The organism is Mycolicibacterium neoaurum, from assembly GCF_036946495.1.
Lineage (GTDB): Bacteria > Actinomycetota > Actinomycetes > Mycobacteriales > Mycobacteriaceae > Mycobacterium > Mycobacterium neoaurum_B.
Genome location: NZ_JAQIIX010000002.1, coordinates 872098 through 898917, shown reverse-complemented (window position 1 = coordinate 898917; position 26820 = coordinate 872098). Strand labels below are relative to the sequence as shown.

25 protein-coding genes and 1 pseudogene are annotated in these 26820 nt (G+C 67.2%); 13 read left to right on the top strand and 13 right to left on the bottom strand.

The window, feature by feature from the left end; translation table 11 throughout:
* The first annotated feature begins 47 nt into the window (after window positions 1-47).
* On the top strand, window positions 48-2348 hold the full coding sequence (locus tag PGN27_RS09695; RefSeq protein ID WP_418888578.1) for an ATP-dependent DNA ligase: 2301 nt from the start codon (window positions 48-50) through the stop codon (window positions 2346-2348).
* 2 nt (window positions 2349-2350) lie between these two features.
* Here PGN27_RS09695 and PGN27_RS09690 read toward each other — a convergent pair whose 3' ends face one another.
* The 3 genes from PGN27_RS09690 to PGN27_RS09680 are packed head-to-tail and all read right to left on the bottom strand — an operon-like array spanning window position 2351 to window position 4091.
* On the bottom strand, window positions 2351-2965 hold the full coding sequence (locus tag PGN27_RS09690) for a hypothetical protein (protein ID WP_335325936.1): 615 nt from the start codon (window positions 2963-2965) through the stop codon (window positions 2351-2353).
* A 38-nt stretch (window positions 2966-3003) separates the two neighbouring features.
* A complete protein-coding gene (gene rnhA / locus PGN27_RS09685) occupies window positions 3004-3465 on the bottom strand; it encodes a ribonuclease HI (RefSeq protein ID WP_335325935.1) in 462 nt (153 codons plus the stop codon).
* Window positions 3462-4091, bottom strand: a complete 630-nt coding sequence (locus tag PGN27_RS09680; protein ID WP_335325934.1) for a VOC family protein — start codon at window positions 4089-4091, stop codon at window positions 3462-3464. Before PGN27_RS09680 ends, rnhA begins: the two co-directional genes overlap by 4 nt.
* A 122-nt stretch (window positions 4092-4213) precedes the next feature.
* Between PGN27_RS09680 and PGN27_RS09675 the strand changes: the two genes are divergently transcribed.
* Window positions 4214-5341: a GGDEF domain-containing protein gene (locus PGN27_RS09675; RefSeq protein ID WP_335325933.1), complete on the top strand. Its 1128-nt coding sequence runs from the start codon at window positions 4214-4216 to the stop codon at window positions 5339-5341.
* A gap of 69 nt (window positions 5342-5410) precedes the next feature.
* Complete coding sequence (gene idi / locus PGN27_RS09670) at window positions 5411-5959, top strand: isopentenyl-diphosphate Delta-isomerase (protein WP_335325932.1); 549 nt, start codon at window positions 5411-5413, stop codon at window positions 5957-5959.
* Here idi and PGN27_RS09665 read toward each other — a convergent pair.
* The 6 genes and pseudogenes from PGN27_RS09665 to PGN27_RS09640 form a co-directional block, all read right to left on the bottom strand.
* Window positions 5880-6953 (bottom strand): DUF5914 domain-containing protein, encoded by a 1074-nt coding sequence (locus tag PGN27_RS09665; protein WP_335325931.1) that lies wholly within the window; start codon window positions 6951-6953, stop codon window positions 5880-5882. The genes idi and PGN27_RS09665 overlap by 80 nt on opposite strands.
* A complete protein-coding gene (locus PGN27_RS09660) occupies window positions 6950-8485 on the bottom strand; it encodes an FAD-dependent oxidoreductase (RefSeq protein ID WP_335325930.1) in 1536 nt (511 codons plus the stop codon). The genes PGN27_RS09665 and PGN27_RS09660 overlap by 4 nt, the downstream gene beginning before the upstream one ends.
* Window positions 8482-9186 (bottom strand): class I SAM-dependent methyltransferase, encoded by a 705-nt coding sequence (locus tag PGN27_RS09655; RefSeq protein ID WP_335325929.1) that lies wholly within the window; start codon window positions 9184-9186, stop codon window positions 8482-8484. The genes PGN27_RS09660 and PGN27_RS09655 overlap by 4 nt, the downstream gene beginning before the upstream one ends.
* Window positions 9183-10124, bottom strand: coding sequence for a phytoene/squalene synthase family protein (locus PGN27_RS09650; protein ID WP_335328688.1), 942 nt, complete (start codon window positions 10122-10124; stop codon window positions 9183-9185). The genes PGN27_RS09655 and PGN27_RS09650 overlap by 4 nt, the downstream gene beginning before the upstream one ends.
* A gap of 13 nt (window positions 10125-10137) precedes the next feature.
* A complete protein-coding gene (gene crtI, locus PGN27_RS09645) occupies window positions 10138-11823 on the bottom strand; it encodes a phytoene desaturase family protein (protein ID WP_335328687.1) in 1686 nt (561 codons plus the stop codon).
* A gap of 20 nt (window positions 11824-11843) precedes the next feature.
* Window positions 11844-12743 (bottom strand): annotated as a pseudogene (locus PGN27_RS09640) (polyprenyl synthetase family protein); the annotation flags it as partial.
* Window positions 12744-13014: 271 nt separating this feature from the next.
* Here PGN27_RS09640 and PGN27_RS09635 point away from each other — a divergent pair.
* On the top strand, window positions 13015-13404 hold the full coding sequence (locus tag PGN27_RS09635) for a DUF5709 domain-containing protein (RefSeq protein WP_335325928.1): 390 nt from the start codon (window positions 13015-13017) through the stop codon (window positions 13402-13404).
* On the opposite strand, the gene PGN27_RS09630 is transcribed toward PGN27_RS09635, so the two are convergent.
* Window positions 13391-14608 carry an MFS transporter gene (locus PGN27_RS09630; protein WP_335325927.1) on the bottom strand — a complete coding sequence of 406 codons (1218 nt, stop codon included), beginning with the start codon at window positions 14606-14608 and terminating at the stop codon, window positions 13391-13393. The two genes, PGN27_RS09635 and PGN27_RS09630, sit on opposite strands and share 14 nt — an antisense overlap.
* A gap of 98 nt (window positions 14609-14706) precedes the next feature.
* Between PGN27_RS09630 and PGN27_RS09625 the strand changes: the two genes are divergently transcribed.
* Together PGN27_RS09625 and PGN27_RS09620 are read left to right on the top strand one after the other, a co-directional pair.
* Window positions 14707-15846: an ROK family transcriptional regulator gene (locus PGN27_RS09625; protein WP_335325926.1), complete on the top strand. Its 1140-nt coding sequence runs from the start codon at window positions 14707-14709 to the stop codon at window positions 15844-15846.
* 43 nt (window positions 15847-15889) lie between these two features.
* Window positions 15890-16717, top strand: coding sequence for a class I SAM-dependent methyltransferase (locus PGN27_RS09620; RefSeq protein ID WP_335325925.1), 828 nt, complete (start codon window positions 15890-15892; stop codon window positions 16715-16717).
* A 27-nt stretch (window positions 16718-16744) separates the two neighbouring features.
* On the opposite strand, the gene PGN27_RS09615 is transcribed toward PGN27_RS09620, so the two are convergent.
* Both PGN27_RS09615 and PGN27_RS09610 read right to left on the bottom strand, forming a co-directional pair.
* Window positions 16745-17620, bottom strand: coding sequence for an LLM class flavin-dependent oxidoreductase (locus tag PGN27_RS09615; RefSeq protein ID WP_335325924.1), 876 nt, complete (start codon window positions 17618-17620; stop codon window positions 16745-16747).
* Between the two features lie 74 nt (window positions 17621-17694).
* Complete coding sequence (locus tag PGN27_RS09610) at window positions 17695-18909, bottom strand: diiron oxygenase (RefSeq protein ID WP_335325923.1); 1215 nt, start codon at window positions 18907-18909, stop codon at window positions 17695-17697.
* A 105-nt stretch (window positions 18910-19014) separates the two neighbouring features.
* On the opposite strand from PGN27_RS09610, the gene cobF reads away from it, so the two are divergent.
* Window positions 19015-19755, top strand: a complete 741-nt coding sequence (gene cobF, locus PGN27_RS09605) for a precorrin-6A synthase (deacetylating) (RefSeq protein WP_335325922.1) — start codon at window positions 19015-19017, stop codon at window positions 19753-19755.
* 5 nt (window positions 19756-19760) lie between these two features.
* Window positions 19761-20156, top strand: coding sequence for a phage holin family protein (locus PGN27_RS09600; protein WP_335325921.1), 396 nt, complete (start codon window positions 19761-19763; stop codon window positions 20154-20156).
* Here PGN27_RS09600 and PGN27_RS09595 read toward each other — a convergent pair.
* Window positions 20153-21775: an FUSC family protein gene (locus PGN27_RS09595; protein WP_335325920.1), complete on the bottom strand. Its 1623-nt coding sequence runs from the start codon at window positions 21773-21775 to the stop codon at window positions 20153-20155. The genes PGN27_RS09600 and PGN27_RS09595 overlap by 4 nt on opposite strands.
* Between PGN27_RS09595 and PGN27_RS09590 the strand changes: the two genes are divergently transcribed.
* From PGN27_RS09590 to PGN27_RS09570, 5 genes are all read left to right on the top strand, one after another.
* Window positions 21774-22643 (top strand): Fpg/Nei family DNA glycosylase, encoded by an 870-nt coding sequence (locus PGN27_RS09590; protein ID WP_335325919.1) that lies wholly within the window; start codon window positions 21774-21776, stop codon window positions 22641-22643. The genes PGN27_RS09595 and PGN27_RS09590 overlap by 2 nt on opposite strands.
* Before the next feature lie 14 nt (window positions 22644-22657).
* Entirely contained in the window at window positions 22658-24148 is a 1491-nt protein-coding gene (locus PGN27_RS09585) for an MFS transporter (RefSeq protein ID WP_335325918.1), read from the top strand.
* Window positions 24141-25358 carry a threonine/serine exporter family protein gene (locus PGN27_RS09580; protein WP_335325917.1) on the top strand — a complete coding sequence of 406 codons (1218 nt, stop codon included), beginning with the start codon at window positions 24141-24143 and terminating at the stop codon, window positions 25356-25358. The genes PGN27_RS09585 and PGN27_RS09580 overlap by 8 nt, the downstream gene beginning before the upstream one ends.
* Window positions 25359-25398: 40 nt before the next feature.
* Complete coding sequence (locus tag PGN27_RS09575) at window positions 25399-26148, top strand: SDR family oxidoreductase (RefSeq protein WP_335325916.1); 750 nt, start codon at window positions 25399-25401, stop codon at window positions 26146-26148.
* Between the two features lie 63 nt (window positions 26149-26211).
* Window positions 26212-26736: a hypothetical protein gene (locus PGN27_RS09570; RefSeq protein WP_335325915.1), complete on the top strand. Its 525-nt coding sequence runs from the start codon at window positions 26212-26214 to the stop codon at window positions 26734-26736.
* The last annotated feature ends 84 nt before the right edge of the window (window positions 26737-26820 follow it).

Below are 26820 nucleotides of genomic sequence, written 5' to 3'. Positions count from 1 at the left end.
GCAGCGGGCATTCCGATCTGGTGGTTGCCGGGAAATATCATTCGGTGATGGAGCGTGTGGGCCGGGTCAAGCTGACGAATCCGGACAAGGTGCTGTATCCGCAGACCGGCACGACCAAGGCCGAGGTGTTCGATTACTACGTCGCGGTCGCGGCGGCGATGCTGCCGCATATCGCCGGTCGCCCGGTCACGCGCAAGCGGTGGCCCAATGGTGTTGGCCAATCGGATTTCTTCGAAAAGCAGCTGGCGTCATCGGCACCGGACTGGTTGCGCCGCGGATCGGTGACGCACCGGTCCGGAACCACGACCTATCCCATCATCGACACTGCCGAGGGATTGGCCTGGATCGCCCAGCAGGCGTCGCTGGAGGTGCATGTTCCGCAGTGGCGTTTCGACCACCACGGCGCGCCCGGACCGGCCACCCGCATCGTGTTCGACCTGGACCCGGGTGAGGGGGTGACCTTCCGGCAGCTCTGTGAGGTCGCCCATGAGGTGCGCGGCTACGTCGAGGACATCGGCCTGAACGCCTATCCGCTGACCAGTGGCAGCAAGGGCGTGCACCTCTACGTGCCGCTGGCGGATCCGATCAGCTCCCAGGGAGCGTCGGTGCTGGCCAAGCGGATCGCGCTGGCGCTGGAGAAGGGCATGCCGACCCAGGTCACCGCCACCATGGCGCGCAGCGTGCGCGACGGGAAGGTGTTCGTGGACTGGAGTCAGAACAGCGCGGCCAAGACCACCATCGCGCCCTACTCGATGCGTGGTCGCGCTGAGCCCACCGTGGCCGCGCCGCGCAGCTGGGCGGAACTCGCCGATCCCGGCCTGCGGCAGTTGACCTTCGAAGAGGTGCTGGACCGACTGGAACGCGATGGCGATCTGCTCGCGGATCTGGACGATCCGCTGCCCGTCGAGGACCGGCTGAGCACCTACCGCACCATGCGCGATGCCGGTAAGACTCCCGAGCCGGTCCCGACGGCACCGCCGGCGGTGGGGCATGACAACACCTTCGTCATCCAGGAGCACCACGCGCGCCGGCTGCACTATGACTTCCGGTTGGAACGCGACGGGGTGCTGGTGTCCTGGGCGATCCCGAAAAACCTGCCCGAGACGACATCGGTCAACCATCTGGCAGTGCACACCGAGGACCACCCGCTGGAGTACGCAACCTTCGAGGGGGACATCCCGGCCGGTGAGTACGGCGGCGGAAAGGTGATCATCTGGGACTCCGGGACCTATGAGGCCGAGAAGTTCCGAGATCCCGGTGTGGACGGTGAGAAGCCGATCGACACGGGCGGAAAGGGACAGGGAAAAGCCGGGAAAGGGGAGGTGATCGTGACGCTGCACGGCGCCAAGGTGCGCGGGCGTTACGCGCTGATCCAGACCGGCGGCAAGAACTGGCTGGCGCACCGGATGAAGGAGCAGCCCGTCACGACCGTGGCCGACCTGAAACCGATGCTCGCGACCCACGGTTCGGTGGCCGGGCTGAAACCGGCCGGCTGGGCGTTCGAGGGCAAGTGGGACGGGTACCGGATGCTTGTCGAGATCGACCACGGGGAGTTGATGTTGCGGTCGCGCAGCGGTCGTGACATCACTGCGGAATTCCCGCAGTTGCGTTCGCTGGCAGCCGATCTCGCCGATCATCGGCTGATCATCGACGGTGAGGTCGTGGCATTGGATGCCGATGGCGTGCCGAGTTTCGGTGCCATGCAGAACCGCGCGTCCGGCAGCAACATCGAGTTCTGGGCATTCGATCTGCTTGCTCTGGATGGCCGTTCGCTGCTGCGCGCGAAGTATCGTGACCGCCGCCAGCTGCTGGAGCTGCTGGGCCGGGATGGCGCGCTCATCGTGCCGGATCTGCTCGACGGTGACGGCGCCGCCGCGTTGGAGTACGTGCGCGAGCACGGCTATGAGGGTGTGATCGCCAAGAAATGGGACTCGACCTACCAACCCGGGCGACGCTCGCAGTCCTGGATCAAGGACAAGCTCTGGCTCACCCAGGAGGTCGTCATCGGGGGCTGGCGGGCCGGTGAGGGTGGCCGCACCAGCGGGATCGGCGCACTGGTGGTCGGTGTGCCGGAGGGGGACGGGCTGCAGTTCGTCGGCCGGGTGGGTACCGGCTTCACCGAGAAGATGCTCAAAGATCTGCGGACGACACTGGCACCGCTGGAGACTCCGGATTCTCCCTTCACCGCGCGGCTTTCCGGACCGGATGCCAAGGGCGTCACCTTCGTACGGCCCGAACTTGTGGGGGAGGTCCGCTACAGCGAGCGGACATCGGACAATCGGCTGCGTCAGCCCAGCTGGCGGGGATTACGGCCGGACAAATCGCCGGATGAGGTGGTCTGGGAGTAGAGCTACCGATCGGTGGCAGGCGGCAACGAATACACGGTGTAGCGATGTGCGTCCTGCTGGTAGGGGAGGTCCCGCAGAGTGACCGTCCGTTGCCGGAAACGCTCGTCGCCATCATCGAGCGCCAGCACCCCGGCGGTCGGATCATGCACGCTGAACCCGTCCACCGAGATGGCGAGTTCGTCGAACGCCGCTTCGGTATCGGCATACCGACCTGGACCGGCATTGAGCCGTTGCAGCAGTCGCAACGCGTCGAGCCCGGAAAGCGCGAAAAGGTCTCTTCCGTCGAGGAACAACGGGCGCCGTGAATGCATGATTTCGCAGAGCCGATCTGCCTCGTACCGCAACACCACGTTGCCGCGTGTTTCGGTCACACTGTCCGACGACGGACCGCCGCCGGTGTACTCGGCGATGAATGCCCGTTTCTCGTCGTCGGTCATGGCGTCACCGAACATCGCCAGGGTCTCGCGCAACATATCGTCGGTCACGCGATCGGCACCGCGACCCGTGCGGGCGCCGTAGGTTGACGTCAGCGCATCCACCTGCACCGGGGACATGCCGAATTCGAGTCGGCCCAATCCCAGCCGGGGTCGTATGGTCCAGTCTGCGTCTGTTGCCATGATGGTCAGTTAGAGTTGTTGTGCCACAGCGGAGATGATCAGCGGGTGGCTGCCGCGGCCACAGCGGCTTCCAGCCCTCGGGTGGCCAACACATCGGCCAACTCGTTGTCGGCGATGCCGGAATGGCCCTTCACCCAGAACCATTCGACCTGATGGCGCGCGCACGCGGCCTGCAACCGCTGCCACAGGTCGACGTTCTTCACCGGCTCCTTGGCCGCGGTCATCCAGCCGTTGCGCTCCCAGCCGCGTACCCAGGTGGTGATTCCGTTCCGCACGTAGGTGCTGTCGGTGTACAGGTGCACCGTCACCGGCCGGGTGAGCGCCTCCAACGCCATGATGGGCGCGGTGAGCTCCATCCGGTTGTTACTGGTCCGGTCCGGCTCGCCACCGAATATCTCCCGGACGTGATGGCGCTGGCGCAGCACCGCGCCCCACCCACCCGGTCCGGGGTTGGGCCGGCAGCCACCGTCGGTGTGGATGATGACGGGCTCGTCGGTCATCTGCCGAGAATAGGTGCCGAGATGAACGCACTGGGAACCGACATGCCGAGGCGCTGGTGGCGCAGCGTGGTGATCCGGCGCCCGGGTTGCACAGCGTCCTTGACCCGCGAGGTCAACCCGCCGAGGAAGGTGGTGGCCTCGTCGATATCGGCGACGGTATAGGTGATTCCCCACAGGGTCGCCGGCCCGTCGGCGCGTGTCTCGGGCGAACCGATGACCTCCAGGACGACCGCGCCGAGTCGATAGAAGATCTGCCGGACGGGGCGTCCGCCGAGTTCGGTATCGCGTTCTCGGCGCGGCTGCACGCTTGCCGAACTTAGGGCCGCGACGGTGCGTCCCAGATCGGGCGACATCATCACGACGTGGTCGATGTCGACGACGCCGTTGGGGTGTGCACCGGGCAGCGGCGGGTCGGTTCGCGACGGTGTGCTCGGTATGCCGTCGATATCCGTGCCGTCGAAGTCGCGCAGCGACCAGCCGATGATGCCGGTGCCACGGTCTCGCCCGACCAGGCGTATCCGCACGGACCCCACCCGGCAGATGCCGTCGGCATCCACGTCGAAGCCGGCGGCGGCCCATGCGGCCGCGGGGTCGGCGACCAGGATTTCGTCGATGGTGAGTGCCACGCCTGAAGATCTTGCCCGGTGCGGTGCCGTCGGCGGGGCGTAGGGTTCGCTTCGTTTGCTGGTGCCGGGGTGGCTCGCTCGCCGGTTCCCTGACGGCGGCGCCGAAGCATTGGTAGCCTCGGGTGGATTTGCTCAACACCCTGAACGGAGCGATGACGGTGGTCGGGACTCCATCGAGGCAGTGGTTGGCGCGGACCCATCACTACGAGTGGATCACCGATTACCTTGCGGCGCGCGGCGCCACCGGTGCGGTGCGGGTCGTCATGACGATCATCCCGGCGTCCTTGGCGATCTGCTTGCTGGTCTTGTTGCGCAGTATCGACGCCCCGCGACCGGGCGTGCACTCCGCCATGATGTGGACGGCATTCTGCGGCGGGGTGGCCGGATCCATCCTGTGGGCCTCCCGGTGGCCGTCGCGGCGCCAATCCCTGGCTTTCGCCCTGGTGACCAATGCCTCTGTGGCACTGGCGTGTCTGTCCTTCTCCGACCCCCAGGGCGCACTGCTCGGCTGCGTCGCGTTCGCCACCTGTGCCGCCTATATCGGCTTCTTCCATTCCACAGGTCTGGTCATCTACAACTTCGTGGTTGCCTCGACGGTCGCGATCGTCATCGCGTCGCGGATCGTCGCGACCGGGCACGTCGGTTTGGCCGTGGTAGACCTGTTCCTGGTCACTCAGATCAACATCGTCATGCCCATCGCCATCCACCTGCTCATCCGGTCGCTGGGGGTGGATCTGGAACGCGCCGGTCGAGACCCGTTGACCGGATTGCTGAACCGACGGTCCTTCGATCGGTACGCCGCGCGGATGCTCGACGAGAGCGATATAGATCCCGAGGCGCATCTGGTGGTGGTGATGATCGATCTCGACAATTTCAAGCGGCTCAACGACACCCGTGGCCATCAGGCCGGTGATGACGCACTGGTGGCGGTCGGGCGCGCCCTCGGCCAAGCCGTCGTCGATATCGTCGCCATCGTCGCCCGTACCGGCGGTGAGGAGTTCGTCGTCGCCGCCGAGTGGCATGCCGAAGACCCCGGTCCGCTGGCCCAGCGATTCTGTGACGGAATAGCCGCCTTGCCGATGTCGATCACCGCCAGTGTGGGGACCGCGTCGGTGCCGATTCGTTCGCTGCGCCGGGGCCCCGGGCACCTGCAGGCCCGGGTGAATCAGCTTGTTGGTGTGGCCGATGATGCGATGTACGAGGCAAAACGCGCCGGCGGCAACAGGTATCACCACGGGGTGGCGCACTGATGTGGTGTGTCCGCACCCACGGCCGAGCTGTGCGTTTGACGGCGCCGGCGGCGGGTAACCAGTTCCGCTGTGAACGACGAGCAGGTGGTCCTACTTGACAATGCGGGCAGGACGATCGGCAGTGCCGACAAGGCGACCGTTCATCACGCACACACCCCGCTGCACCTCGGCTTCTCGTGTTATCTCTTCGATGATGACGGCCGCGTGCTGCTGACCCGACGGGCGCTGACCAAGCGCACCTGGCCGGGGGTGTGGACCAACTCGTTCTGCGGGCACCCCGGCCCGCACGAGCCGACGGTGGACGCGGTGCATCGCCGCGCCCAACAAGAACTCGGCACCACGGTGCGCGACGTGCACTGCATCCTTCCCGAGTTCCGGTATCGCGCGACCGCGGCCGACGGGACGGTGGAGAACGAGCTCTGTCCGGTGTTCTGCGCCCTGATCGACGGACCGCTGCACGTGGTGCCCGAGGAAGTGATGGACACCGCGTGGGTGTACTGGCCCGAGATCCGCACGGCCGCAGAGCTGGGGTGGGCGATCAGCCCGTGGGCGCGGACTCAGGTTCCGTTGCTCGACGCGGCCGACCTTCCGTCGTGGGCGCGGCGCTCGGCGGCGTGAGCAGGTCAGTGGTGCCGTCGGCGTCCTGTCGACGGACCTGCTGAAGCCGCTCGGCATACTCCAGGTCGTCGCGCCAGAGCCGGTGGGCGGCATGGCGCATGAACGGGGTGATCAGTCCCTGCACGCGTCCGGCACGCGCAAAACCCGGTCGGTCGGAGTGGGCGATGACGGCCTCGATGACCCTGCTCTGCGGTTCGCGGTGCGGACCATGGTGCAACGGGGTTGCGTGGGTCTCCACGACGCTGCCGCATCCTTCACCTTCGATGATGCGCATCGTGAGGGTGCGTGGCTCCGGGCTGGTGAACTCGGCGATGACCGGAATGCCCAACCGGCCCAGCCGGAAGGTGACCGCGACGAGGAAGCGGTCCTCTTCTTCGGGCAGGTCCAGATCGGTGGGCGGCGCGCTGAGCACCTCGAGCCGGGTGAAGGAGTACGGATGGAACCAGGCACCGTGCCAGGGATCCATCCTGTTGGCGATGATGTCCTCGGGTCGGCAGTCACCGGTCATGGCGGCGACGGCAGAAATCCGCGGCAGCCCGGGCCGCGCCGGCAGAATCGGTGCCTCGGTGGGCGTTTCACCGCCGATGCGGTCGAGCCGAACCCAGACCAGCACACCGTCATCGTGGATCGGAACTGCCGACCAGTCCGCGCGGGACCGACCCGTCAACTGCAGTCCGTGCCAGGGGCAGATCAGGTTGCCGCGTTCGACCACGCCGGTGCACAGATCGGCTCCCAGATGCGGGCAACGCGCCGGTCCGGCGCGCAGTTCGCCGTCGCCGCCGCGCCAGCAGACCAGTTCGGCACCGGCGACGGTCGCGGCGAAGGGTTTGGCGGTGATGTCGGTACTCGCGCCCACCACATACCAGTTGCCGCTCGGCCGATTCTGCGATCGCTTCAGCGCGGCATCGATCACCGCAGGGTCGGCCTGTCGGAAGGTCGGCTTCTGCTGGCTCCACGGAGTGCGCGGGAGTAGTTGAAACGGCCACGCTTTCATGTCCACACCCGCCCTTCGACCCGTTCGGCAAAATGCCGCAGTACCGCCGACCTGCCGCGCACCGGCACCGTGAAGATGTCGTGTCCGCGCACCCCGAATCGCTCGAGCAGGGTATTGGCAGCAACCACGCCGGTCGTCGCGGCCCGTTCCATCAGCGCCACCGGAAGATCGATGCGGATCCCGTCACCGGCAAGCGCCAGCCCGTTCTGAGGCGTGCGTACACCCGGTCTGCCGGCGAAGTCACCGGGGGCCAGTCGCGGGCAGTCGTTGCGGCACAGCGTGATCTCGTGGACCACCCGGGCATCGGCGGTCTCGGGGAAGAGCTCGTACAACCGACTGTCCAGTGCTTTGCGCACTTCCGGGCTGTCCTCGGTGATCGAGTAGGCGTGCAGTTCCACCACGGACCCGCCGTGCTGGTCGGCCCACTCCGCGGCTTCCCGCTCGTAGCGTTCCAGCACGCTGATGTTGTCCAGCGGAGGCAGGCCGCCGGTGCCGAGGAACGCGGGCCGCTCGGAGCGGACCGGTCGGTCCAGCCAGAGGCGGCGGACCAGGAACGGTGCGGCGGTGCCGAGATCGGCGACCGCAGAACGCCATTGCGCATCACCGAGACGGGGCGAGTCGGCGACGATGCGTTGCAGCGCAGGCACCTCGGTCGCCAGGACCACGCCGTCGCAGTGCAGGACCTCACCGGATTCGCCGGCGACGAGGAAGCGACCCGCGTCGTCGGCGGTCACCGTGGTCACGGCGATCCCGGTATGAACATCGGCTCCGTGCCGCAACAGATAGCGCTCCAACGGTTTCCACAGGGCGACGTCGAAGTTCTCGGCGGCCACGTCGAACACCAGACCCTCGCTGGAGCCGAGGAAGTAGATGTGGAACATGGTCGCCAGTTCGGCCGCCGACAGGCCGTCCGGTCGGGTGAAGAAGCTGCGGGAGAACACCTCGAACGCAAGATGCTGTGCCGCGGTGGGGAAGTTGATATCCCTCAGGAATGTCTCGGCATCGGAATCATCGAGCTGCCAGTATGTTTCGGGCACCGATACGGACGCCAACGGGGCTGCCGCCTTGGCATCGAGGCGGATCAGGTCGCGCAGCCGGAAGGTGGGACTGCGCAATGCGAAGGCCATCGCGTTCAGCGGTGGTGTACTCGGCAGCCCGCGGAAGGTGTCGCGTCGGCCCTGGCCGTCGACGAGCGGGTAGTCGTCCAGCGGGGTGAACATGGACAGTTCGGGGTCGACCCGGCGCAGCACATTGCGCAGGTTGTAGTACTGCCGGAAGAACGCGTGGAAGCCGCGATTCATCGCCAGACGCGAACCGTCGGGCGCGGTTTCGGTCCACCCGCCGACGCGACCACCGAGGTACTGCTCGCGCTCGAACAGGTGTACGGCGACCCCGCGATCGGCCAGTGCGGTGGCCGCACTCAGGCCGGCGATACCGCCGCCGATCACCGCGACAGCGGGACGTTCGGCGAGGTACGCGGTGTGGGGTTGGCCGGATCCGGCGCGATGGCGGACGCGGCGACGGTCGGTCATGATGCCGCCCTGCCGAGGAAGGTGTGCACGATGCCGCGCTGCCAGCCGGGCATCGTCATGCTGTGCACATCGGTGAAGCCGTTGCGCTGCAGCCGCTCCCGGAATTGGGTCACACCGTCGAAGTCGTTGACGCTGCGGCGCAGGTAGCGGTAGAGGTCGGCATCACCGGTCCGGACTCGGCCCGCAGGGATGATGACCGCGGCGCACACTGCGTTCCAGAGGATGCCGGCAGCTCGCGAGTCACGGACCGAGTACTCGTGGGCGGCGAAGACACTCCCCGGGGAAAGCATGCCAAGCAGCATACGCAGCACCGGATCGGGGTCGGGCAGATTGCGCACCAGGTAGGCCGCCAGGATCCCGTCGAACGGACCCTGCACCCCCGCCTGTGCCAGGTCCTCGGCCCGGCTGTGCACGAAGGTCACCGTGGACGGCCAGCGCTTCGCGCGGGCCTGGTCGAGCATGCCTGCCGAACCGTCCACGCCGATGATCTCGGCATGCGGGGCGACGTGCAGGAGGGCGGCAGTCGACGCACCGGTACCGCAACCGATATCGAGCAGCCGCAGCCCACGTCCGCCGTCGCGGATCCCCATGCGCTGCGCAGAGAGGCGGAGATGGCGATGGTATCCGGGATTGGCACCGACCAGGCCGTCATAGGCGGCCGCACCGGCGTCGAAGGCCTCGGGGACGTCGTATGTGCTCACGCCGCCTGCCGGATACGGGCACGCCACGCGGCGGCAAGCCCTCGGGCGGCGACCTGCAGACGGCGCCCGTTGGACACCGTGGCCCGCTGCGTGAACACCTCGAAGTCGATCTCCTCGATGCGATCCAGGATCTCGGAGTACAGCGTCAGTGCGGCGCGGATACACGGCCGCGACTGTGGCCGCAGCATCGGGATGCCGAGTTCGGCCTGCCGATAGATGTCCCTGGTGATCGCGTGCTGCTCGACCAACGCCGCCCGCAACCGCGCGTCGGTCCGCCGATTGCGCTGGCACCAATACAGCACCTCGCGGTCCACACCGTGTGCGGCAAGCTCGTCGGCGGGCAGGTACACCCGGCCGCGGGTGAGGTCCTCGTCGATATCCCGCAGGAAGTTGGTGAGCTGAAACGCTTTTCCCAGCGCCGCCGCATGCGGAGCCGCCTCGGTGGTGGGGACGACGGTGCCGAGAATCGGTAGCAACTGCAAACCGATGACCTCCGCTGACCCGTACACATAGCGGTCCAGCGCAGCCCGGTCCGGGTAGTCGCTGATCGTGAGATCCATACGCATCGAGGCCAGAAAATCGTCGAACAGTTGCCAAGGCAGACCATAGTGACGCGCGGTGTCGACGACTGCGTCCAGCACCGGGTCGTCACCCGCCATCCGGTTCTCTACCAGTCTGCTGTGCAACGCATCCGAGAGTTCACGCAACTCCTCTTCACGTTCGGTTGCGGTGCGATCGTCGAATCCGTCGAGCACGTCGTCGGCGCGACGGGCGAAGCCGTACAGCGCGTGCACCGCTGGGCGTTGGCCAGGGGCGAGCAACCGCGTCGCCAGGAAAAAGGTCTTACCGTGTGCGGCGTTGAGCGCCCGGCAGCGCTGATACGCCTGCCGCAGTTCCCTGCCCTGTACACCCGCTGCGTCCAGCTCCGAGCCGAGCATCATCTGGTCCTCCTCATCGGGTGAAAATTCGGGGACGGACCGAGGATTCGGCTCCGGTGATTCGGTCGGCGGCCAGGCGGCCCGAGACGATGGCGGTCGGGATTCCCACGCCGGGAACGGTCGAGGAACCGGCAAGGATGGCGTTGGCGATCCCACGCACGGTGTTGGCGGGGCGGAACGGTCCGGTCTGCCCGAAGGTGTGCGCCAAAGCGAACGGTGTTCCGGCGATCATGCCCTGACGGGCCCAATCCTGCGGGGTCACCACGTCGAGCACCTGCGGGTCGGTCGCCACGCTCGGCAGCCGGGCGGCCAAGGTGTCGAGCATATGCGCGGTGTACTGATCGCGCTGGCCGTCCCAATCGCGTTCCCCGACTTCGAGGTTGGGCGTCGGGGCGAGGACGTAGAGCAGGTCCCTGCCGTCGGGGGCGAGGCTGGGATCCGCTGCGGTGGGACGTGTCACCAGCAGTGAGGGATCCGCCATGGGCACACCCTCGTCGATGATCTCCTCGAAGGTGCGGGCCCATTCGTTGCCGAAGAGGATGTTGTGGTGAGCGGCGCCGACGCCCGGATCGATCGCGCGGCAACCGATATGGGCGACCACCGCCGAGGGCGCAGGCCGTAGCTTCGCCAGCCGGCGAGGAGTTCGGCCGAGCAGGCGATAGGTATCCGGCAGTTCGGTGGTCAACACCACGGCGTCGGCGGTGAATCGGGCGCCGTTCGCGGTGCGCACCGCGGTGATCCGGTCGCCGGTGCGCTCCAGATCGGAAACTGTTGCGTCATAGTGGAACTCGACTCCGGCGTCGGCGGCGGCAGCAGCCAGCGCGTCGGGCAGCGCGCGCATTCCGCCCTTGGGGAAGTACACCCCTGAGATCGTGTCCATATAGGCGATCACCGCGTAGGCGGCCAGCGCCCGACGCGGGGGCACGCCGGCGTAGAGAGCCTGGAAGGTGAAGACGCGCAGCAGACGCTCGTCGGTGATGAAACGACGGACCATGGTTTCCCAGCCGCGGAAACCGCCGATGGCGGCCAGCTTCGCCAGCTGCGGGGTCAGCAGCGACAACGGCGAGTCGAAGTTCGACGAAATGAAGCCCTGGAACTCCACCTGGTACAGCGTGGTCAGCCAATCACGCAGGCGCAGATAGCCTTCGGCCTGAGTGCGGCCGGCGAAGCGTTCGATTTCGGCAGCCATGGTGGCCGCGTCACTGTGCACGTCGATGCTGCTGCCGTCGGCGAAGGACGCTCGGTACGCGGGGTCGATCTGGTGCAGCTCCAGCCGGTCGGCGGTGATTTCACCGACCGCGGCAAAGGTCTCGTCGATGATGTCGGGCATGGTGAGCACCGTCGGCCCGGTGTCGATGCGATAGCCGGAGATATCGGCGCGGCCCATCCGGCCGCCGGGATCCGACCCGCGTTCGACGACGGTGACCCGGCGACCCCTGCCGGCCAGGTGCAGCGCCGCCGAGAGTCCCGACAGTCCGGCGCCGACGACGACCACGTGGTCGGTACGACCACCCACCGTGCGCATCAGGCGGTCCGCTCGGTGCACGCCGCGGCGGTGGCGACCAGGGCCGCGCGCACCTCGGGCGCCAGCGCACCGCCGGGCACGCCGTCCAACGCCGCGGTTGCCGCGGTGAACCTGGAATGGATCAGATCTTCGATCCGCTGCACCGTTCCCACCTCCGAGATCAAGCTCTGCCAGCGAGTGATGTCGTCATCGCCGAGTCGCTCGGCGGTCATGAATTCCTTGAACTGACGCTGTTGGGCACCCGTGGCCAGTTCGTAGGCGGCGACCACGACGGTCGTCGCCTTGCGGGCCACCAGGTCGGTGCCGATCGGCTTACCGGTGGTCGACGGGGCGCCGAACACGCCGAGCAAATCATCGCGCAATTGGAAAGCCTCACCGATGTTCTCGCCGTAGCGGCTCAAGGCCTGTGATACCGCATCGTCACAACCGGCCAGTGCTGCCCCGATCTCAAGAGGCCTGCGCACGGTGTAGTTACCGGACTTGCGTCGCGCCACGTCCAATACGTCGTCCAAAGTAGGGAAGCCCGCGGTGTCGTTGACCAGATCGGCGAACTGCCCGACGGCCAGTTCGGTGCGCATATCGTCATAATGCGGCCAGGCCCGGGCCAGCGCCTCGGCGGGCAGCCCGCTTTGCCGCAACATCTGCTCGGCCCACACCAGGCACAGGTCGCCGAGTAGCACCGCGGCCGACTCCCCGAAACGGGCGGAAGAACCGGGCAGTCCGCGCTCGCGATGCCAGTCCTCGAAGGCCCGGTGGGCACTCGGGCGCCCGCGTCGTATCGACGACTCATCCATCACATCGTCCTGGAACAGGGCGAAGGCGTGCAGGAACTCCAAGCTGCCCGCCGCCCGCACGGCGGCCTGACTGCTCTCCGCGCCGGCACGCCAGCCCAGGTAGAGATAGGTCGAACGCAGGCATTTGCCCTCGGCGAGCATGTCGCGCAGCACGCGTTCGGTGATGTCGACATGGCTGCCATGCAGGGCGTCGGCGCAGATCTCGTCCAGAAATTTCGAGACCGCGTCGAGGACGTCTGCGCGCAGCGAAAAAAGCCACGCAGGACGTGGATCGCTGCGTGCGTGAATCGCAGCCTGCATGCCTGAAGCCATCGCGGGGGTACGTACCCGTTTGTCGGTGTTTTCATGCCTGCCGGGGGAACGTTTCTGCCGGTGGAACTGACCAGGTCCCACCGGGGGTTGATCCGCTGCATCCGCGCCGTTGCGCGGGGCGGAGTCCAACCCGACGACATCAGAACGGTGGTCCACCGTGACAAGCCTATTCGCGCCGACGCGTTCCTGCTCGCAGCGTCCCGGCGGTCGGCTCGGTGATCGGCCGCGCACGACCGGTGCGATGAGTAGCGTTGTCGTCATGACCGCAGAACTGCCCGAAGACGACCAGGGGTACAGCCCGGAAGAAGAAGACCAACTCACGGCTGAGGACACCCTGCTCGACCGCGGTGTCGATGATTTGCTCGACGAAGGTTATTCACCGCCCGAGCGCTGGCAGGAGCCGCGCGAACACGAGAGCCTCGATGAGCGGCTGGCCGATGAGCAGCCCGATCCCGCCTTCGATGAGAGCTACCGTCCCGATGAGCAGGCCGGTGATGACGAGGTGGGCGACCGGCGCTCAGGTCGGTTGGTGGCACCCGACGAAGGCTCCGGGGTGGACACCGAAAAGGATCTGCTCGGCAGTGATGTCGGCATCGATGGTGGTGCGGCATCCGCCGAGGAGGCCGCCGTGCACATCATCGACGAGTAGCGCGTCCCAGCAACACCGACACCGTCAACACGAGCAGGCCGCACACGGCCAGGATCGATCCCGCAGCGGCCGGGGCGGTGTAGCCGAGTCCGGCGGCGATCACCAGTCCGCCGACCCAGGCACCTGCCGCGTTGCCGATGTTGAGAGCCGAGTGGTTCAGTGCCGCCGCGAGCGTCTGCGCATCGTGCGCCACGTCCATCAACCGGGTCTGCAACGCCGGTCCGACGGCCGAGCCCGCGGTGCCGATCAGGAACAGCACCGGAAGGGCTGTCCAGGGATTGTGGGCCGCGGCCACGAACACCAGCAGCACCACGCCGAGTGACCCCAGGGACAGGTACAGCGCTCGGACCACCGAGATATCGGCCAATCGGCCGCCGACGAGATTGCCGACCACCATGCCCAGGCCGAACATCATGAGCGCCACCGGGACCAGTGCTCTCGGCAGTCCGGCGACATCGGTCATCGTCGTGCTGATGTAGGTGTAGACGGCGAACATCCCACCGAAGCCGATCATCCCGACCATCACCGCCAACCAGACCTGCGGGCGCCGCAGGGCGCCCAGTTCGGTCAGTGGGCTGGTCACATGCATGGTCCTCAGTTGGGCGGGCAACCAGAACCACAGCGCCGTCAGCGTGATCAAGCCGATGCCGACCACCAGGGCGAAGGCACTGCGCCAGCCGAACGCCTGCCCCAACCAGGAGGCCAGCGGGACGCCTAGGACGGTGGCGACCGTCAGGCCGGACAGCACATAGGCCACCGCCTTGGCCCGGTTGCGCGGACCCATCAGATGCGCCGCGGCCAGCGCCGCGATGCCGAAGAAGGCACCGTGGGGCAATCCGGCGACGAATCGTGCGATGACAAGGGTGGCGTAGGAGGGCGCGAGCGCGCTGGCGAGGTTGCCGAGGGTGAAGACCGCCATCAAACCCAGCAGCAGCGCCCGTCGCGGGACGCGGGCGGTCAGCGCAGCGATGGTCGGCGCGCCGATGACGACCCCGAGCGCATAGGCGGAGATGACGTGCCCGGCCGTGGGTTCGGAGACGCCGAAACCGCTCGCGATATCGGGCAACAGGCCCATCGCCACGAACTCGGTGGTGCCGATCCCGAAGCCGCCGAGGGCGAGCGCGAGGACAGCGAGCGCGCGCACCGCTGGATCGGCGGCCACGACCGACTGCGGGGTGGTGGGGCGTTGGGTGCTCGGACTCACCGAACGGAGCCTACGGATACTTCGGCTCGGCAATCAACCTATTTATGTCTTTTTCGGGCGAAAGTGGTCAATCTTACGCAACTGTGCTGCAATGAGGTATGGCCACCGTCGGTGAGATCTTTGCCCTGATCAGGGCCAAGGGGGAGATGACGCGTGCCGAGATCACTGCGCTGACGGGCCTGTCCAGGACCGCGGTCAGTGCCAGGTTGGCGACCTTGCTGGGCGCCGGACTGATCAAGGAGTGCCAGCCGGCCCCCTCGACGGGTGGGCGTCCGGCCACCCAACTGAGCGTCGATACCGATGCCGGGATCGTGCTCTCGGTGGCAGTGGGACTCAGCCGCACCCGGCTGGCGGTCTGTGATCTGGCCGGCGCGGTGTTGGCGCTCTCCGATATCGACTCCGAGGTCGCGCTCGGTCCCGCCGATCTGATGCCCGATATCGGCAAGGGGCTCGACGTCCTGCTGGAGCAGTTTCCGGGCATCGACATCCACGGTGTCGGGCTGACCCTGCCGGGCACCGTCGATGCCGAACGTGGTTGCAGCTGCGGATCGGCGATCCTGCGTGGCTGGGACGGTGTCCCGCTGCGCCCCTATCTGGAGGCTTTGCCGCGCATCGGATCCGCGCCCGTCGTGCTGGACAATGATGCCAATGCCATCGCGCTGGCCGAACGCGGCGGCGATGACGATGTGCTGGTGGTCAAGGCCTCCAGCGGTCTCGGTGCGGGGATCATCGCCGGGGGCGTGCTGTTGCGCGGTGCCAATCAGGCCGCTGGCGAATTCGGTCACAACAAGGTTGTTGGCGCAGAGGGCATCCGGTGCCGCTGCGGAAACACCGGTTGCCTGGAGGCCGTTGCGGGCGGATGGGCGATCGTGCGGGCGCTGCAGCAGCAGGGCGTATCCGTCCGGCACCTGCGTGATGTTGCCGAGCTGGCCGCAGACGGTGACCCCGAGGCGCGCCGGATGGTGCGCGAGAGTGGTCGCACCGTGGGTGTGGGGATAGCGCCCGCCGTGAACCTGCTCAACCCGGCGGCCGTGGTGATCGCAGGCGATATGGCCGGGGTGTACGAGATGTTCGTGGCCGGCCTGCGAGAGTCGTTGTACGGCAACGCCACCGCCGAAGCGACCGGGGCTCTACAGGTGCGTCCCGCGGTGCACGGCGACCGTTCCGCCACGATCGGAACGGCGATGCTGGTTCTCGAACATGTACTCAGCGTGGCTGCGATCGACGCGCGTTTCTGACACCGCCACGCGGCCGGCATTGGCGATGCCAGAATGATCTGCCATGACCGAGAACTGGCGGGCGCTGAATCTGGCGAACTGGGAGTCCCGGGTTCCGATACATCTGGGGCCGGGTGGCTACGAGCTCGACGGTTTCGCCGACCCGCGGTACCTGTCCGGTGTGGTGCGCTACGACCTTCCCCGGCTCGGGGACATCAGCGGACTCGACGTGGTGCACCTGCAATGCCATATCGGCACCGACACCGTGTCCTTGGCCAGGCTCGGGCCGAAATCGGTGACCGGACTGGACTTCTCGCCGTCGGCCATCGCCGCGGGCATCGCCCTGGCCGAGCGCGCCGGCAACCCTGTCGCATTCGTCGAGTCCGATGTCTATGACGCGGTCGGCGCTATCGGTGTGCAGTGCTGCGATCTGGTCTACACCGGTATCGGCGCGTTGTGCTGGTTGCCCGACATCCGGCGATGGGCGACGGTGGTCGCCGAACTCCTGCGTCCCGGCGGACGGTTGTTCATGCGGGAAGGCCACCCCATGCTCGATACGCTCAGCGACACCCGCAAAGACGATCTGCTGGTGGTGCACTATCCGTATTTCGAGACGGCCGGGACCGCGTTCGACGAGGCGAGCAGCTATGCCGGGCAGGGGACGCTCAGCGCATCGGCCGGTGTGTCCTTCAATCACGGTCTCGGCGAGGTCTTCACCGCCCTCACCGCGGCCGGTCTCCTCGTGACGGCATTGGAAGAACACCGCGACGCGCCGTGGAAAGCGCTCGCGAGCATGGTCGAAAGCGCCGAATACGACGGCGAGTACGTGCTCGTTGAGCACCCCGAACGACTGCCGCTCACCTATACCGTGCAGGCCGTCAAGCCGGGGTGACTCGGCGTCGGTATCAGGCCGTCGATATCAGGCCTTGGCGATGACGTTCTCGGCGAACCACTCGAGGTTGCGGATCTTGTCGTCGAGCGGCTCGGTGTCCTGGCCCATGATGTAGGGGATCCGGAAACCGACGATGACGTCGGTGACGCCCTTGTCCTCGAGGCGCTTCACGCCGTCGAGGGTGAACCCGTCGATCGAGATGACGTGGATCTGGAACTCGTCGGCCTTGCCGATGCGTTCCTCCTCCTCGCGGAACTTGGCGAGCTTGGCCAGCAGCGGGTCGAGTTCCTCAGGATCGCCGCCACCGTGCATCCAGCCGTCGTTGCGCGCGGCGCGGCGCAGCGCGGCATCGGCATGCCCGCCGATCAGGATCGGGATGGGCTTGGTCGGGGCAGGCGTCATCTTGAAGCGCGGGAAGTCGTAGAACTCGCCGTGGTACTCGAAGTAGTCCCCGGAGGTCAGGCCCCGGACGATGTCGATGCATTCGTCCATCCGCTTGCCGCGCTTGGCGAACGGGACGCCCATGATCTCGTAATCTTCGGGCCACGGGCTGGTGCCGACGCCGAGGTTGAGGCGGTTGTCGAACATCGCGGCCAACGAACCGGCCTGCTTGGCCACCAGGGCAGGCGGGCGGATCGGTAGCTTCAGGACGAACACGTTGAAGTGCAGGCGGGTGGTGACGGCCGACAGCGCGCCGATGAGTCCGAACGTCTCGATGAACGACTTGCCGTCGAGAAACTCCCGGTTGCCGTCCTCGGTGTAGGGATATTTCGAGTCCGATACTTCGGGGTAGGCGACGCTGTCCGCGATCGTCATCCCGTGGTATCCGGCCTCGTCAGCGGCTTTCGCCAACGGGATGTAGTACTTCGGATCGGTCATGGCTTCCGCATAGGTGAACCGCATGGGCCCGATACTAGAACACGTTCTAGTTTTTCGGTACCAATCGCCGAGGTCGAATTTCGGTGACGGCGGAAGGTCTACCTCGGGAAGGGCGGTGTGCCCACCCCGGCGATCGAGTAACCGCCCTGCTGGCTGCGCTCGGTGAACTTCGCCGATGCGGTGCGCTCGCCGATGGTGATCGAGACCAGATTTCCGGCGCCATCGGGCGGCGGGGCCAAAACCGTTCCGCGCCAATGGTATCGACCGTCGATGGGGTCCAGATGGCCGGCCAGTAGGACCTGGACCTCGCGGCCGTCGACCGTCGCGGGGCCGCTGTAGAGGTCATCATCGTTGGCGCTGTCGTCGGGGCGTTCCGTCACCCGGGCTGCGGGTTCGATCGAGGCCGTGCCGCTCGGCAGGAACCCGCTGCGCCGCCACATCCGCCGGGCGATCGGGCCCATCAAGCCGACCTCGTCGAGGAATGACGCCAATGGCGCGAACCCGGCGATCTGTACCTGCCTGCGGTGCGGTGAACGACGGGCCATCCGGCGCGCGGCCCTGCCGTCCAGACCCACCCGGCGGTACTGCACCGCATTGGTGAACAGGTGGCGGAAGAACGGCCCGCCGAGCCCGTTGAGGTTGCCCACCCAGATCCGCTTGGCGCGCGACATCTCCGGCGTGCGCTTGCGTAGGCCGTCGCGCGCGAACTGGATGTGGCGGGCCTCCTCGGTGACGTGGATGCGCATGAGTCGCTGGACCATCGGCTGTAACTCGTCATCGTCCATCATCTGGCGCTGCAGCGAATCGAAGATCTCCTCGCCGATCAATGCAGCGACCCACAACACCGAGCCGCGGAATGCGAACGGCAGGGCGTTGATGATGATCCGCTGGTAGAGCCGCGGACGCACGGGTTTGGCGCCCACCTTGGCGATGGCCTTGCCGAACATCACCATGTGTCGGGTCTCGTCACCGAGCTCGGTGAGCTCGTAGTGCGTGGTCGCCGCGGTCGGGTCGGCATGCATCATCTTGCGCAGCAGCGACTGGTTGAGGATGTTCTCGAACCAGATGCCCGCCGACAAGGTGTTGACCAATTCCTGACGGGACAACTCGATCTGCTCGGCCCGGCTCATCGAATCCCAGAGCTCGGTGCCGTACAGCGAGACGACCTTCGGTGGCAGGTAGAACTTGTCGGGATCCAGGGGTGCGTCCCAGTCGATGTCGACGATCGGCTCGTAGGACTTGCGCACCGAGCCCTTGAGCAGGCGCTCGGCGAACTCTGCGCGTGTGGTGGATGCCTTCACCGAAGCGGTCATCGTCGACTCTCCCTTGAGCGGTCCGAGGTTTTCGACGGTAAGCCCGATACCGGCGGTAGTCAATACCTGCGGTACCGGGTAAATCCGATCGACTAACCTTTGCGGGTGCGCACCATTCATGTGATCGGCATCGGAGCAGGCGACCCCGACTACGTGACGGTGCAGGCCATCTCGGCACTCAACGACACCCAGGTCTTCTTCGCGATGGACAAGGGTGAGGCCAAGGATGACCTGGTTGCGCTGCGCAGACTCATCTGCGATCGCTTCATCGAGAAACCCGGATACCGGTTCGTCACCCTGCCCGATCCCACCCGGGCCGCCGACGTGCCCTACGAGCAAGCCGTCGACGACTGGCATGCGGCCAGGGCGAAACTGTGGGCTCGTGCCATCGAGACCGAACTGCCCGACGGCGCGAGCGGGTCCTTCCTGGCCTGGGGTGACCCGTCGCTCTACGACAGCACCCTGCGCATCCTCGACCGCGTCGCCGAACACGTGGACTTCGAGTTCGATGTCATACCCGGCATCACCGCCATCCAGTCGCTGACCGCGCGGCATCGCATCCCGCTCAACGATATTGGTGAGCCCGTGCTGATCACGACCGGGCGCCGGCTGCGTGCCGACGGGCTCACCGGCGCGGCCGTGGTGATGCTCGACGGGGACTGCTCCTTTCGTGGCTGCCCACCCGGCACCCGGATCTGGTGGGGCGCCTATCTCGGAACGCCGGACGAGTTGCTGGTGGCGGGCACCGTGGGGGAGGTGGCCGACCAGATCGCCGAAATCCGCGCCGCGGCAAGGCAACGGCATGGCTGGATCATGGACATCTACCTGTTACGCGCGGCAGACTGACGGCCATGGGTTTCGTGCTGCGGGCCGCGCTGACCGGCGTCGCGCTCTGGGTGGTGACGATGCTCGTTCCCGGGATCAGCATCGTCGGTGGTGACTCGACGCTGCAGCGGGTCGGCATCATCTTCATCGTCGCCGTGGTGTTCGGGTTCGTCAACGCGATCATCAAGCCGATCGTGCAGTTCATCTCGATCCCGCTCTACATCCTGACCCTGGGCCTGATCCATATCGTCATCAACGCCTGGATGCTCTGGATCACCTCCTGGATCACCGAGAACACCACCCACTGGGGTCTGCAGATCGACGAGTTCTGGTGGACCGCCATCTGGGCCGCCATCGTGCTGTCGATCGTCAGCTGGTTGCTGTCGGTGCTGGCCGGTGATCTGAAAAGGTCTGAGCGCTAATAGTTCTCCGGGTGCTCCAGCGCCCAGCATGTCGCCAACGTCCGATACGCGTCCTGTTCGGTGGCCGCCACCGTCGGCCACAATCGTTCGGCCTCGGCGCGCTGCGCGGACGAACCGCCGATCGCCGCCTGATAGGTCTCCAGCAGCGCCAGCGCGCTCAGTTGCAGATCCCTGCGTGCGGCTCGAGCCGGTGCGCTGCTGACCGCACCCGCCTGCAGGTGTACCTCGGTCCGATGGGTCGCCGCGACGGTTCTGGCCAGCGCGGCGTTCAGCGGAGCCGGCCCATGTCGACGCAGTGCCACCCGATACACCAGAAGTGCGATCACACAACCGATCACGGTATCCAGGCCCCGGGTCAGCAGGAAGTGACCGAGGTCGGCGACAGGACGCCCGCCGGCGGCAATGGTCAGTGCCAGCGGGGTGATGAAGATGACGGCGATGGTGTAGTTGCGCACCACGAACATCTCGATGGCGAACTGGAGCACGGAGACCACCGCCACCAACCACCAACCCTGCGGCTGCCAGGCCAGAATCGCGGCCGCCAGCCCCAGTCCGAGCAGCGTGCCCACCATGCGTTCGGCACCGCGTTGCACCGTGCGCGACCAATCGAAACCCTGGTAGAGCACCAGCACCGCGGCGGCCATCGCCCAATAGGAATGGTCGGCGGTCAACAGCAGCGCCGACATGCCGGACAGTGCCACCGCCACCCCGACACGCAGCGTCACCCGGACGGACTCCGAGCCCGGCGTCAACGCCCGCCGCAGCAGGGCCGCATTTCCCGGCCTGCCCAGTGGCAGCCGCGCACCGCGGTCGGCAGGTGGGGTGGCTGGGAGCGGCGCGCCGTTGACGATGGCGCCGAACACCCTGTGCAGCTGCAGATTCTCCGCGCGTAGGCGGGTGACCACCTCATCGGGTTCGGTGCGCGTCGGCTGATAATTGACCAGCGTCGTCCACGCCTGATGCAACGCCTTGGCGGCCAGATGACGGTCGGTGTTGTCGCCACTGCGTCGATAGCGCTCGACGGCGGTGCGGGCGGCCGCGACGGCGCGCACTTCTGGACCGTGCTTTCCCCCGTTGCCCAGTAGCGCCTCCGACAACGCCCCGAGCATGTGCACGACCCAGGAGAAGGCGCCACCGGCGAGCACCAGCAGGCCGATATGCCAAGGCGGCAGATGGGTCGCCGCGGTGGCGGTGCCCGCGGCGCAGCCGAGGACGAACATGAACGCGCCGGGCGGGCCCACACCGAGCGCGTGGCAGACCAGGACGGCCACCATCGCGATCAGGGTGATGGTCGCCAGTCCGAGCCACGGAATGGCCGCGGCCCAGTCGCCGAGGGTCACCGCGGCCGCGAAACACACCGCGATCGTCGCCAGGTATCCGGCTCGGTTCCGATAGGGCCTTCCGCTGCCATAGAGCGAGGTGAATCCGCCGATCACGGCGATCAGCCCGGCACCGGTGTCGCCCAATAGCCAACCCACCAGTACCGGAACCGCCATGCAGATGGCGGCGCGCACCGCGAACTGCCACCGGCCCGGCGCCGGGTTGATCACCAGGAATCGACGCACCGCCGCCAGCACATCAGAGACGATATCGGTGCCTGTCCGGCACACTGGACCCATGCCCGAGCTTCCCGAGATCGAGGCGCTCGCCGACCATCTGCGCCGCCACGCCGTCGGCCGCGAGATCGTGCGGGTCGACATCTCCGCGTTGTCGGTTCTGAAGACCTTCGATCCGCCCGTGACCGCGCTGGCCGGCCGGCCGGTCACCGGGTCCCAGCGATGGGGGAAGTACCTGGGGCTGGTGATGGGTGAGATGTACCTGATCACGCACCTGTCACGAGCCGGCTGGCTGCGCTGGTCGGACAAGCTCGCGCCCGCACCGCTGAAGCCCGGTAAGGGCCCGATCGCGCTGCGGGTGCATATGACCGGTGATGAGCCGGGTCAGACCGTGGGCTTCGATCTCACCGAGGCCGGCACCCAGAAACGGCTGGCCGTCTGGGTCGTGCGAGACCCCACGGACGTCCCGCAGATCGCCGCGCTGGGCCCCGACGCCTTGGCGTTGGGACCACAGGAGCTCACGGAGGTCCTCACCGCCCATGGCGGCCGGATCAAGACGGTGATCACCGACCAGAAGATCATCGCCGGAATCGGCAATGCCTACAGCGACGAGATCCTGCACGTGGCCAAGCTGTCACCGTTCGCGACGGCCAACAAGCTGTCGGAGGCGCAGCTGGCCGATCTGCATGATGCGATGTCCGCGGTGCTCACCGATGCGGTGGCACGGTCGGTGGGGCAGCAGGCGGCGACGCTCAAGGGGGAGAAACGGTCCGGGCTGCGCGTGCACGCACGCACCGGGTTGCCGTGCCCGGTGTGCGGTGACACTGTTGCCGAAGTCTCCTTCGTGGACAAGTCCTTCCAGTACTGTCCCACCTGTCAGACCGGTGGTAAGAAGCTCGCCGACCGGAGAATGTCGCGTTTGCTCAAGTAGCAGCGAGGAGGCCGGTGGCCAGTCCGACCGTGGTGTCCGGTCCCGCCGCGACGATGACCATCCTGGCCACCGGACTGGGATCGAGCATCACCTCCGCTGATCCGGTGATCCTGTCGGCCAACATTTCGGCGGTGCGGCACGGACTGCAGCTGTCGGCGAGCACCGCCAGCTTCGTCGCCAGCGTGGCGACCCTGGCCCTGGCCGCCGGGGTGCTGGGAGCGGGGGCTCTCGGCGACAAGTACGGCATGAAACGTATGTATTCGCTGGGACTGCTGGGCACCATGCTGTTCGGGACACTCGCGGCACTGGCACCCAATGCCGGAGTGCTGGTGGTCGCCAGGGCCGGTGTCGGACTGGCCTTCGCGTTGCAGCTCGGGCTGGCGCTGGCGATCGTCAACGTCGTGTTCCCGCCCGAGCGACGAGCCGCGGCCATCTCGCTGCACCTGGGGGCTGGGTTTGCCGTCGCGGTGCCGATGCCGGTCATCGGTTCGCTGCTGGTCGAGCACATCGGTTGGCGCGCAGCATTTTTGGTAGGCCCGGTGCTCGCCGTCGTGGCGCTGGTCATGGTGCGCAGATACGTGCCCGAGACGCCGAGGGGTGACCGGCGCCTCGATGTGATCGGTCTGCTGCTGGTGGCCGTCGCGCTGCTTGCCATCGTCTACGGGCTGTCTCGGCTACAGACCGGGCTCAGCGCGGGTGTGCTGGGTGTACTGGGCATCGGCCTGGTCGCCGGTATCGCCTTCGTGCTCTTCGAGCGGCGCGCTCCCAGTCCCGCATTGGATCTGCGGCTCTTCCGGTCCGGGCCCTTCGACGCCGCCGTCGTGGCCGGGATGGCCTTCAACTTCCTGTCCGGCGGTGTGACGGTGCTGTTGGCGTTCTATCTCGTCGCCGTGCGCGGTGAATCACCCACGTTGCTCGGTGTCCTGATGGCGCCTGCGGCACTGCTTTCGGCTGTTGCGGCGGCGGCCGCCGGGCGCGCTGCCGTGCGGTTCGGGCAGCGCGCCGTACTGCTCGGCGGACTGGTGCTGCTGCTCGTCGGGCTGCTGGTGCTGACCCGGCTCGGCGAGGACAGTTCGCTGTGGGTGCTCTTCGCGGTGGTCGGCTTCAACGCCGTGGGCGCGGCGGTGGTGGAGACCATCGAGGCGACGGTCATGCTGCAGGCCGCGCCCGTGCAGTTGAGCGGAGCGGTCGCTGCGGTGAAAAGCGCTGTCGGGCAGGCGGCCTACTCGATGGGCCCGGCCGTGTTCGCGCTCGTCGGCACCACAGCCTTCTTGCACTCGTCGGGAATCGACGTCGAGCAGGCGCGTGAGGCGCTGCAGTCGGCGCAGGGGCACAACGTGCTGGACCCGCTGCGCGCCCGCGAGGTCGTCGATGGTGTGCACATCGCCATGATCGAAGCCATCCACACGCTGGGATGGTTGCTGACAGCCGTGCCCATACTGGCGATCGCGGTGGCGCTGGCGTTCTTGCGACCATCCAAAAAGCAAGGAACGCAGCATGTCTGATACGACAACCACCGTCGAGTTCATCGCCCGGCTCGGGTCGGCGATGCTCAGCGCCGATTATCCGGTGACGATGGTGCGCCACACGCTGGAGCGGGTCGCTGCCCGGCAGGGAACGGACTGTCCGGTGCTCGTGTTGCCGAACTTCATCCAAGCGGGCGACCGTCACCACACGACGGTGGCCCGCGGGGCCGCGTTGCGTTATGACCAGACCTTCCCGCTGGGCGAGCTGGTGGAACAGGCCCAGACGCGAAGATTGGACCCGGCCGAGGGGCTGGCCGAGCTGGACCGGATCCATGCCATGCCACGCCGTTTCAGCGGTGGGGTCAACGTCATCGGCTACGGGTTGCAGAGTGCGGCATACGCTTTGATCCTGCAGCCGACGGTGGTGTCGCTGATCGCCGCGACCGGCTTCGGTTTGGTGGTCGGACTGCTGGAACTGCTCACCCGCCGCAATCCGGCGTTGCGCCAGCTGCTCCCCGTCCTGAGCGCGTTCCTGGTGACCTATGTGGCCTTCAGCCTCGGCCGGCTCCTGCACATGGGCCACGACAGCCTGCGGGTGCTGATCGCGCCGCTGACGCTGTTCCTGCCGGGGGTGGCCATCACCCTGGCCGTCATCGAATCGTCGACCAGCGAGGTGGTCTCCGGATCGGCACGACTGATGGCGGGACTGATGCGCCTGGCCCAGCTGGCTCTGGGCATCCTGCTGGCCGTCCAGCTGCTCGGGCTGACCTGGTCCGAGCTCGCCGATGTGCCGGTGAACACCCTGGGCAGCTGGGCGCCGTGGCTCGGGGTGGCGGTCTACGCCGTCGGGATCATCCTGCATCTCGGTCCGCCGCGCGGGTTCGCGCCGTGGCTGACGTTGGTGCTGTTCACCGCCTACGGTGCTCAGCTGCTGACCAACGCCGTCTTCGGTGGTTACGTCAGCGGTTTCGGCGGCGGACTGATCCTCATCCTGAGCGCGCTGGCCCTGAGCAGGCTGTCCATGACGCCGGTGGCCCAGGTCATGCTGGCACCCGGCTTCTGGCTGCTGGTACCGAGCTCGATCGGGATGATCGGCCTCACCGAGCTCGCGTCGGGGCAGGGCAGCGCGGCGGTCACGGTGATGTTGGTGTCGATGATGTCGATCGCCTTGGGCTTCACCACCGGATACGCCATGTGGAATGCGTTCGCACGCCGAGGCGCGGGCTCCGATACCGCGACCGAACTCTGAGGGTTTCCGGCCAGCTATCTAACTCGGTTATCCTGCTGCCATGACCCGCCAGAAGATACTCATCACCGGTGCGAGCTCGGGCCTCGGTGCCGGGATGGCTCGTGCCTTCGCGGCCATGGGCCGTGACCTGGCGCTGTGCGCGCGCCGCCTCGATCGGCTGGAAGAACTGCGTGCCGAGATTCTCGACAAGCACCCGTATGCCAAGGTCGCCATCGCCGCACTCGACGTCGATGATCATGAGGCCATCCCGCAGGTCTTCGGGCAACTGTCCGACGAACTGGGCGGTATCGACCGCGTGATCGTCAACGCGGGCATCGGCAAGGGCTACCAGATCGGTGGCGGCAAGCCCTGGCACAACTCCGCGACGCTGACCACCAATCTGGTCTCCGGGCTGGTGCAGATCGAGTACGCGCTGCAGCTGTTCCAGAAGGCCGGTGGCGGGCATCTGGTGCTCATCTCCTCGGTGCTCGGCAATACCGGTGTGCCCGGTACCAAGGCCGCCTACGCCGCGTCGAAGGCGGGCATGACCTCCCTTGGCGAGTCCCTGCGCGCCGAGTACGACAAGGGTCCGATCCGGGTCACCGTGATCGAACCGGGCTACATCGAATCGGAGATGACGGCGCAGGCGGCGAACACCCTGTTGATGGTCGACAACGAGACCGGTGTGCGCGCGATGGTCGCGGCCATCGAGAAGGAGAATGGCCGCGCGGTGGTGCCTAGCTGGCCATGGGCGCCGCTGACCCAGATCATGCGGCTGCTGCCGCCCAAGTACACCAAACGCTTCGCGTGATCTCGAAAGGATTGCGATCCGGGCGATGTTTAGCCCGACTTAGTCAGTGGTAACTCTCATTTCATGATGGTGAAACTGACGAAGATGACCCCGTTCCTCTTTGCCGGTGCTGCGGGTGCGGCCATCGCGTTCGCGCCTGTCGCCGGTGCAACCCCCGCCCCACCGCCGTGCTGGAACGCCGACGGCACGCCCTGTGCGGTCAACGGCACCGCGGGCCCGGGCGGCGCCAGCGGCGCCATTCCCGGCGGACCGGCTGGTGAGGCCGGACCGGGTGGCGCCAGTGGTGTGATCCCTGGTGGTCCGGGCGGCGAGGCCGGACCCGGTGGTGCCAGCGGCGCCATCGCACCCGGCGGACCCGCAGGCCAGGCCGGACCCGGCGGCGCCAGTGGCGTGATCCCTGGTGGTCCGGGCGGCGAGGCCGGACCCGGCGGTGCCAGCGGCGCCATTCCCGGTGGTCCCGCGGGTGAGGCCGGCCCCGGTGGCGCGAGCGGCTCGCTCGCACCCGGCGGCCCGAGTGGCACCGCAGGCCCCGGTGGCGCAAGCGGCTGCATCCCGAATGTGGGATGCGCAACCATTCCCGCCCCGTAACACAGCATCTCGATACGACGCGTACCCGCTGCTCGCCGAAAGGCACAGCGGGTACGCGCTTTTCGGGCCTGACCCCGCTTTCGG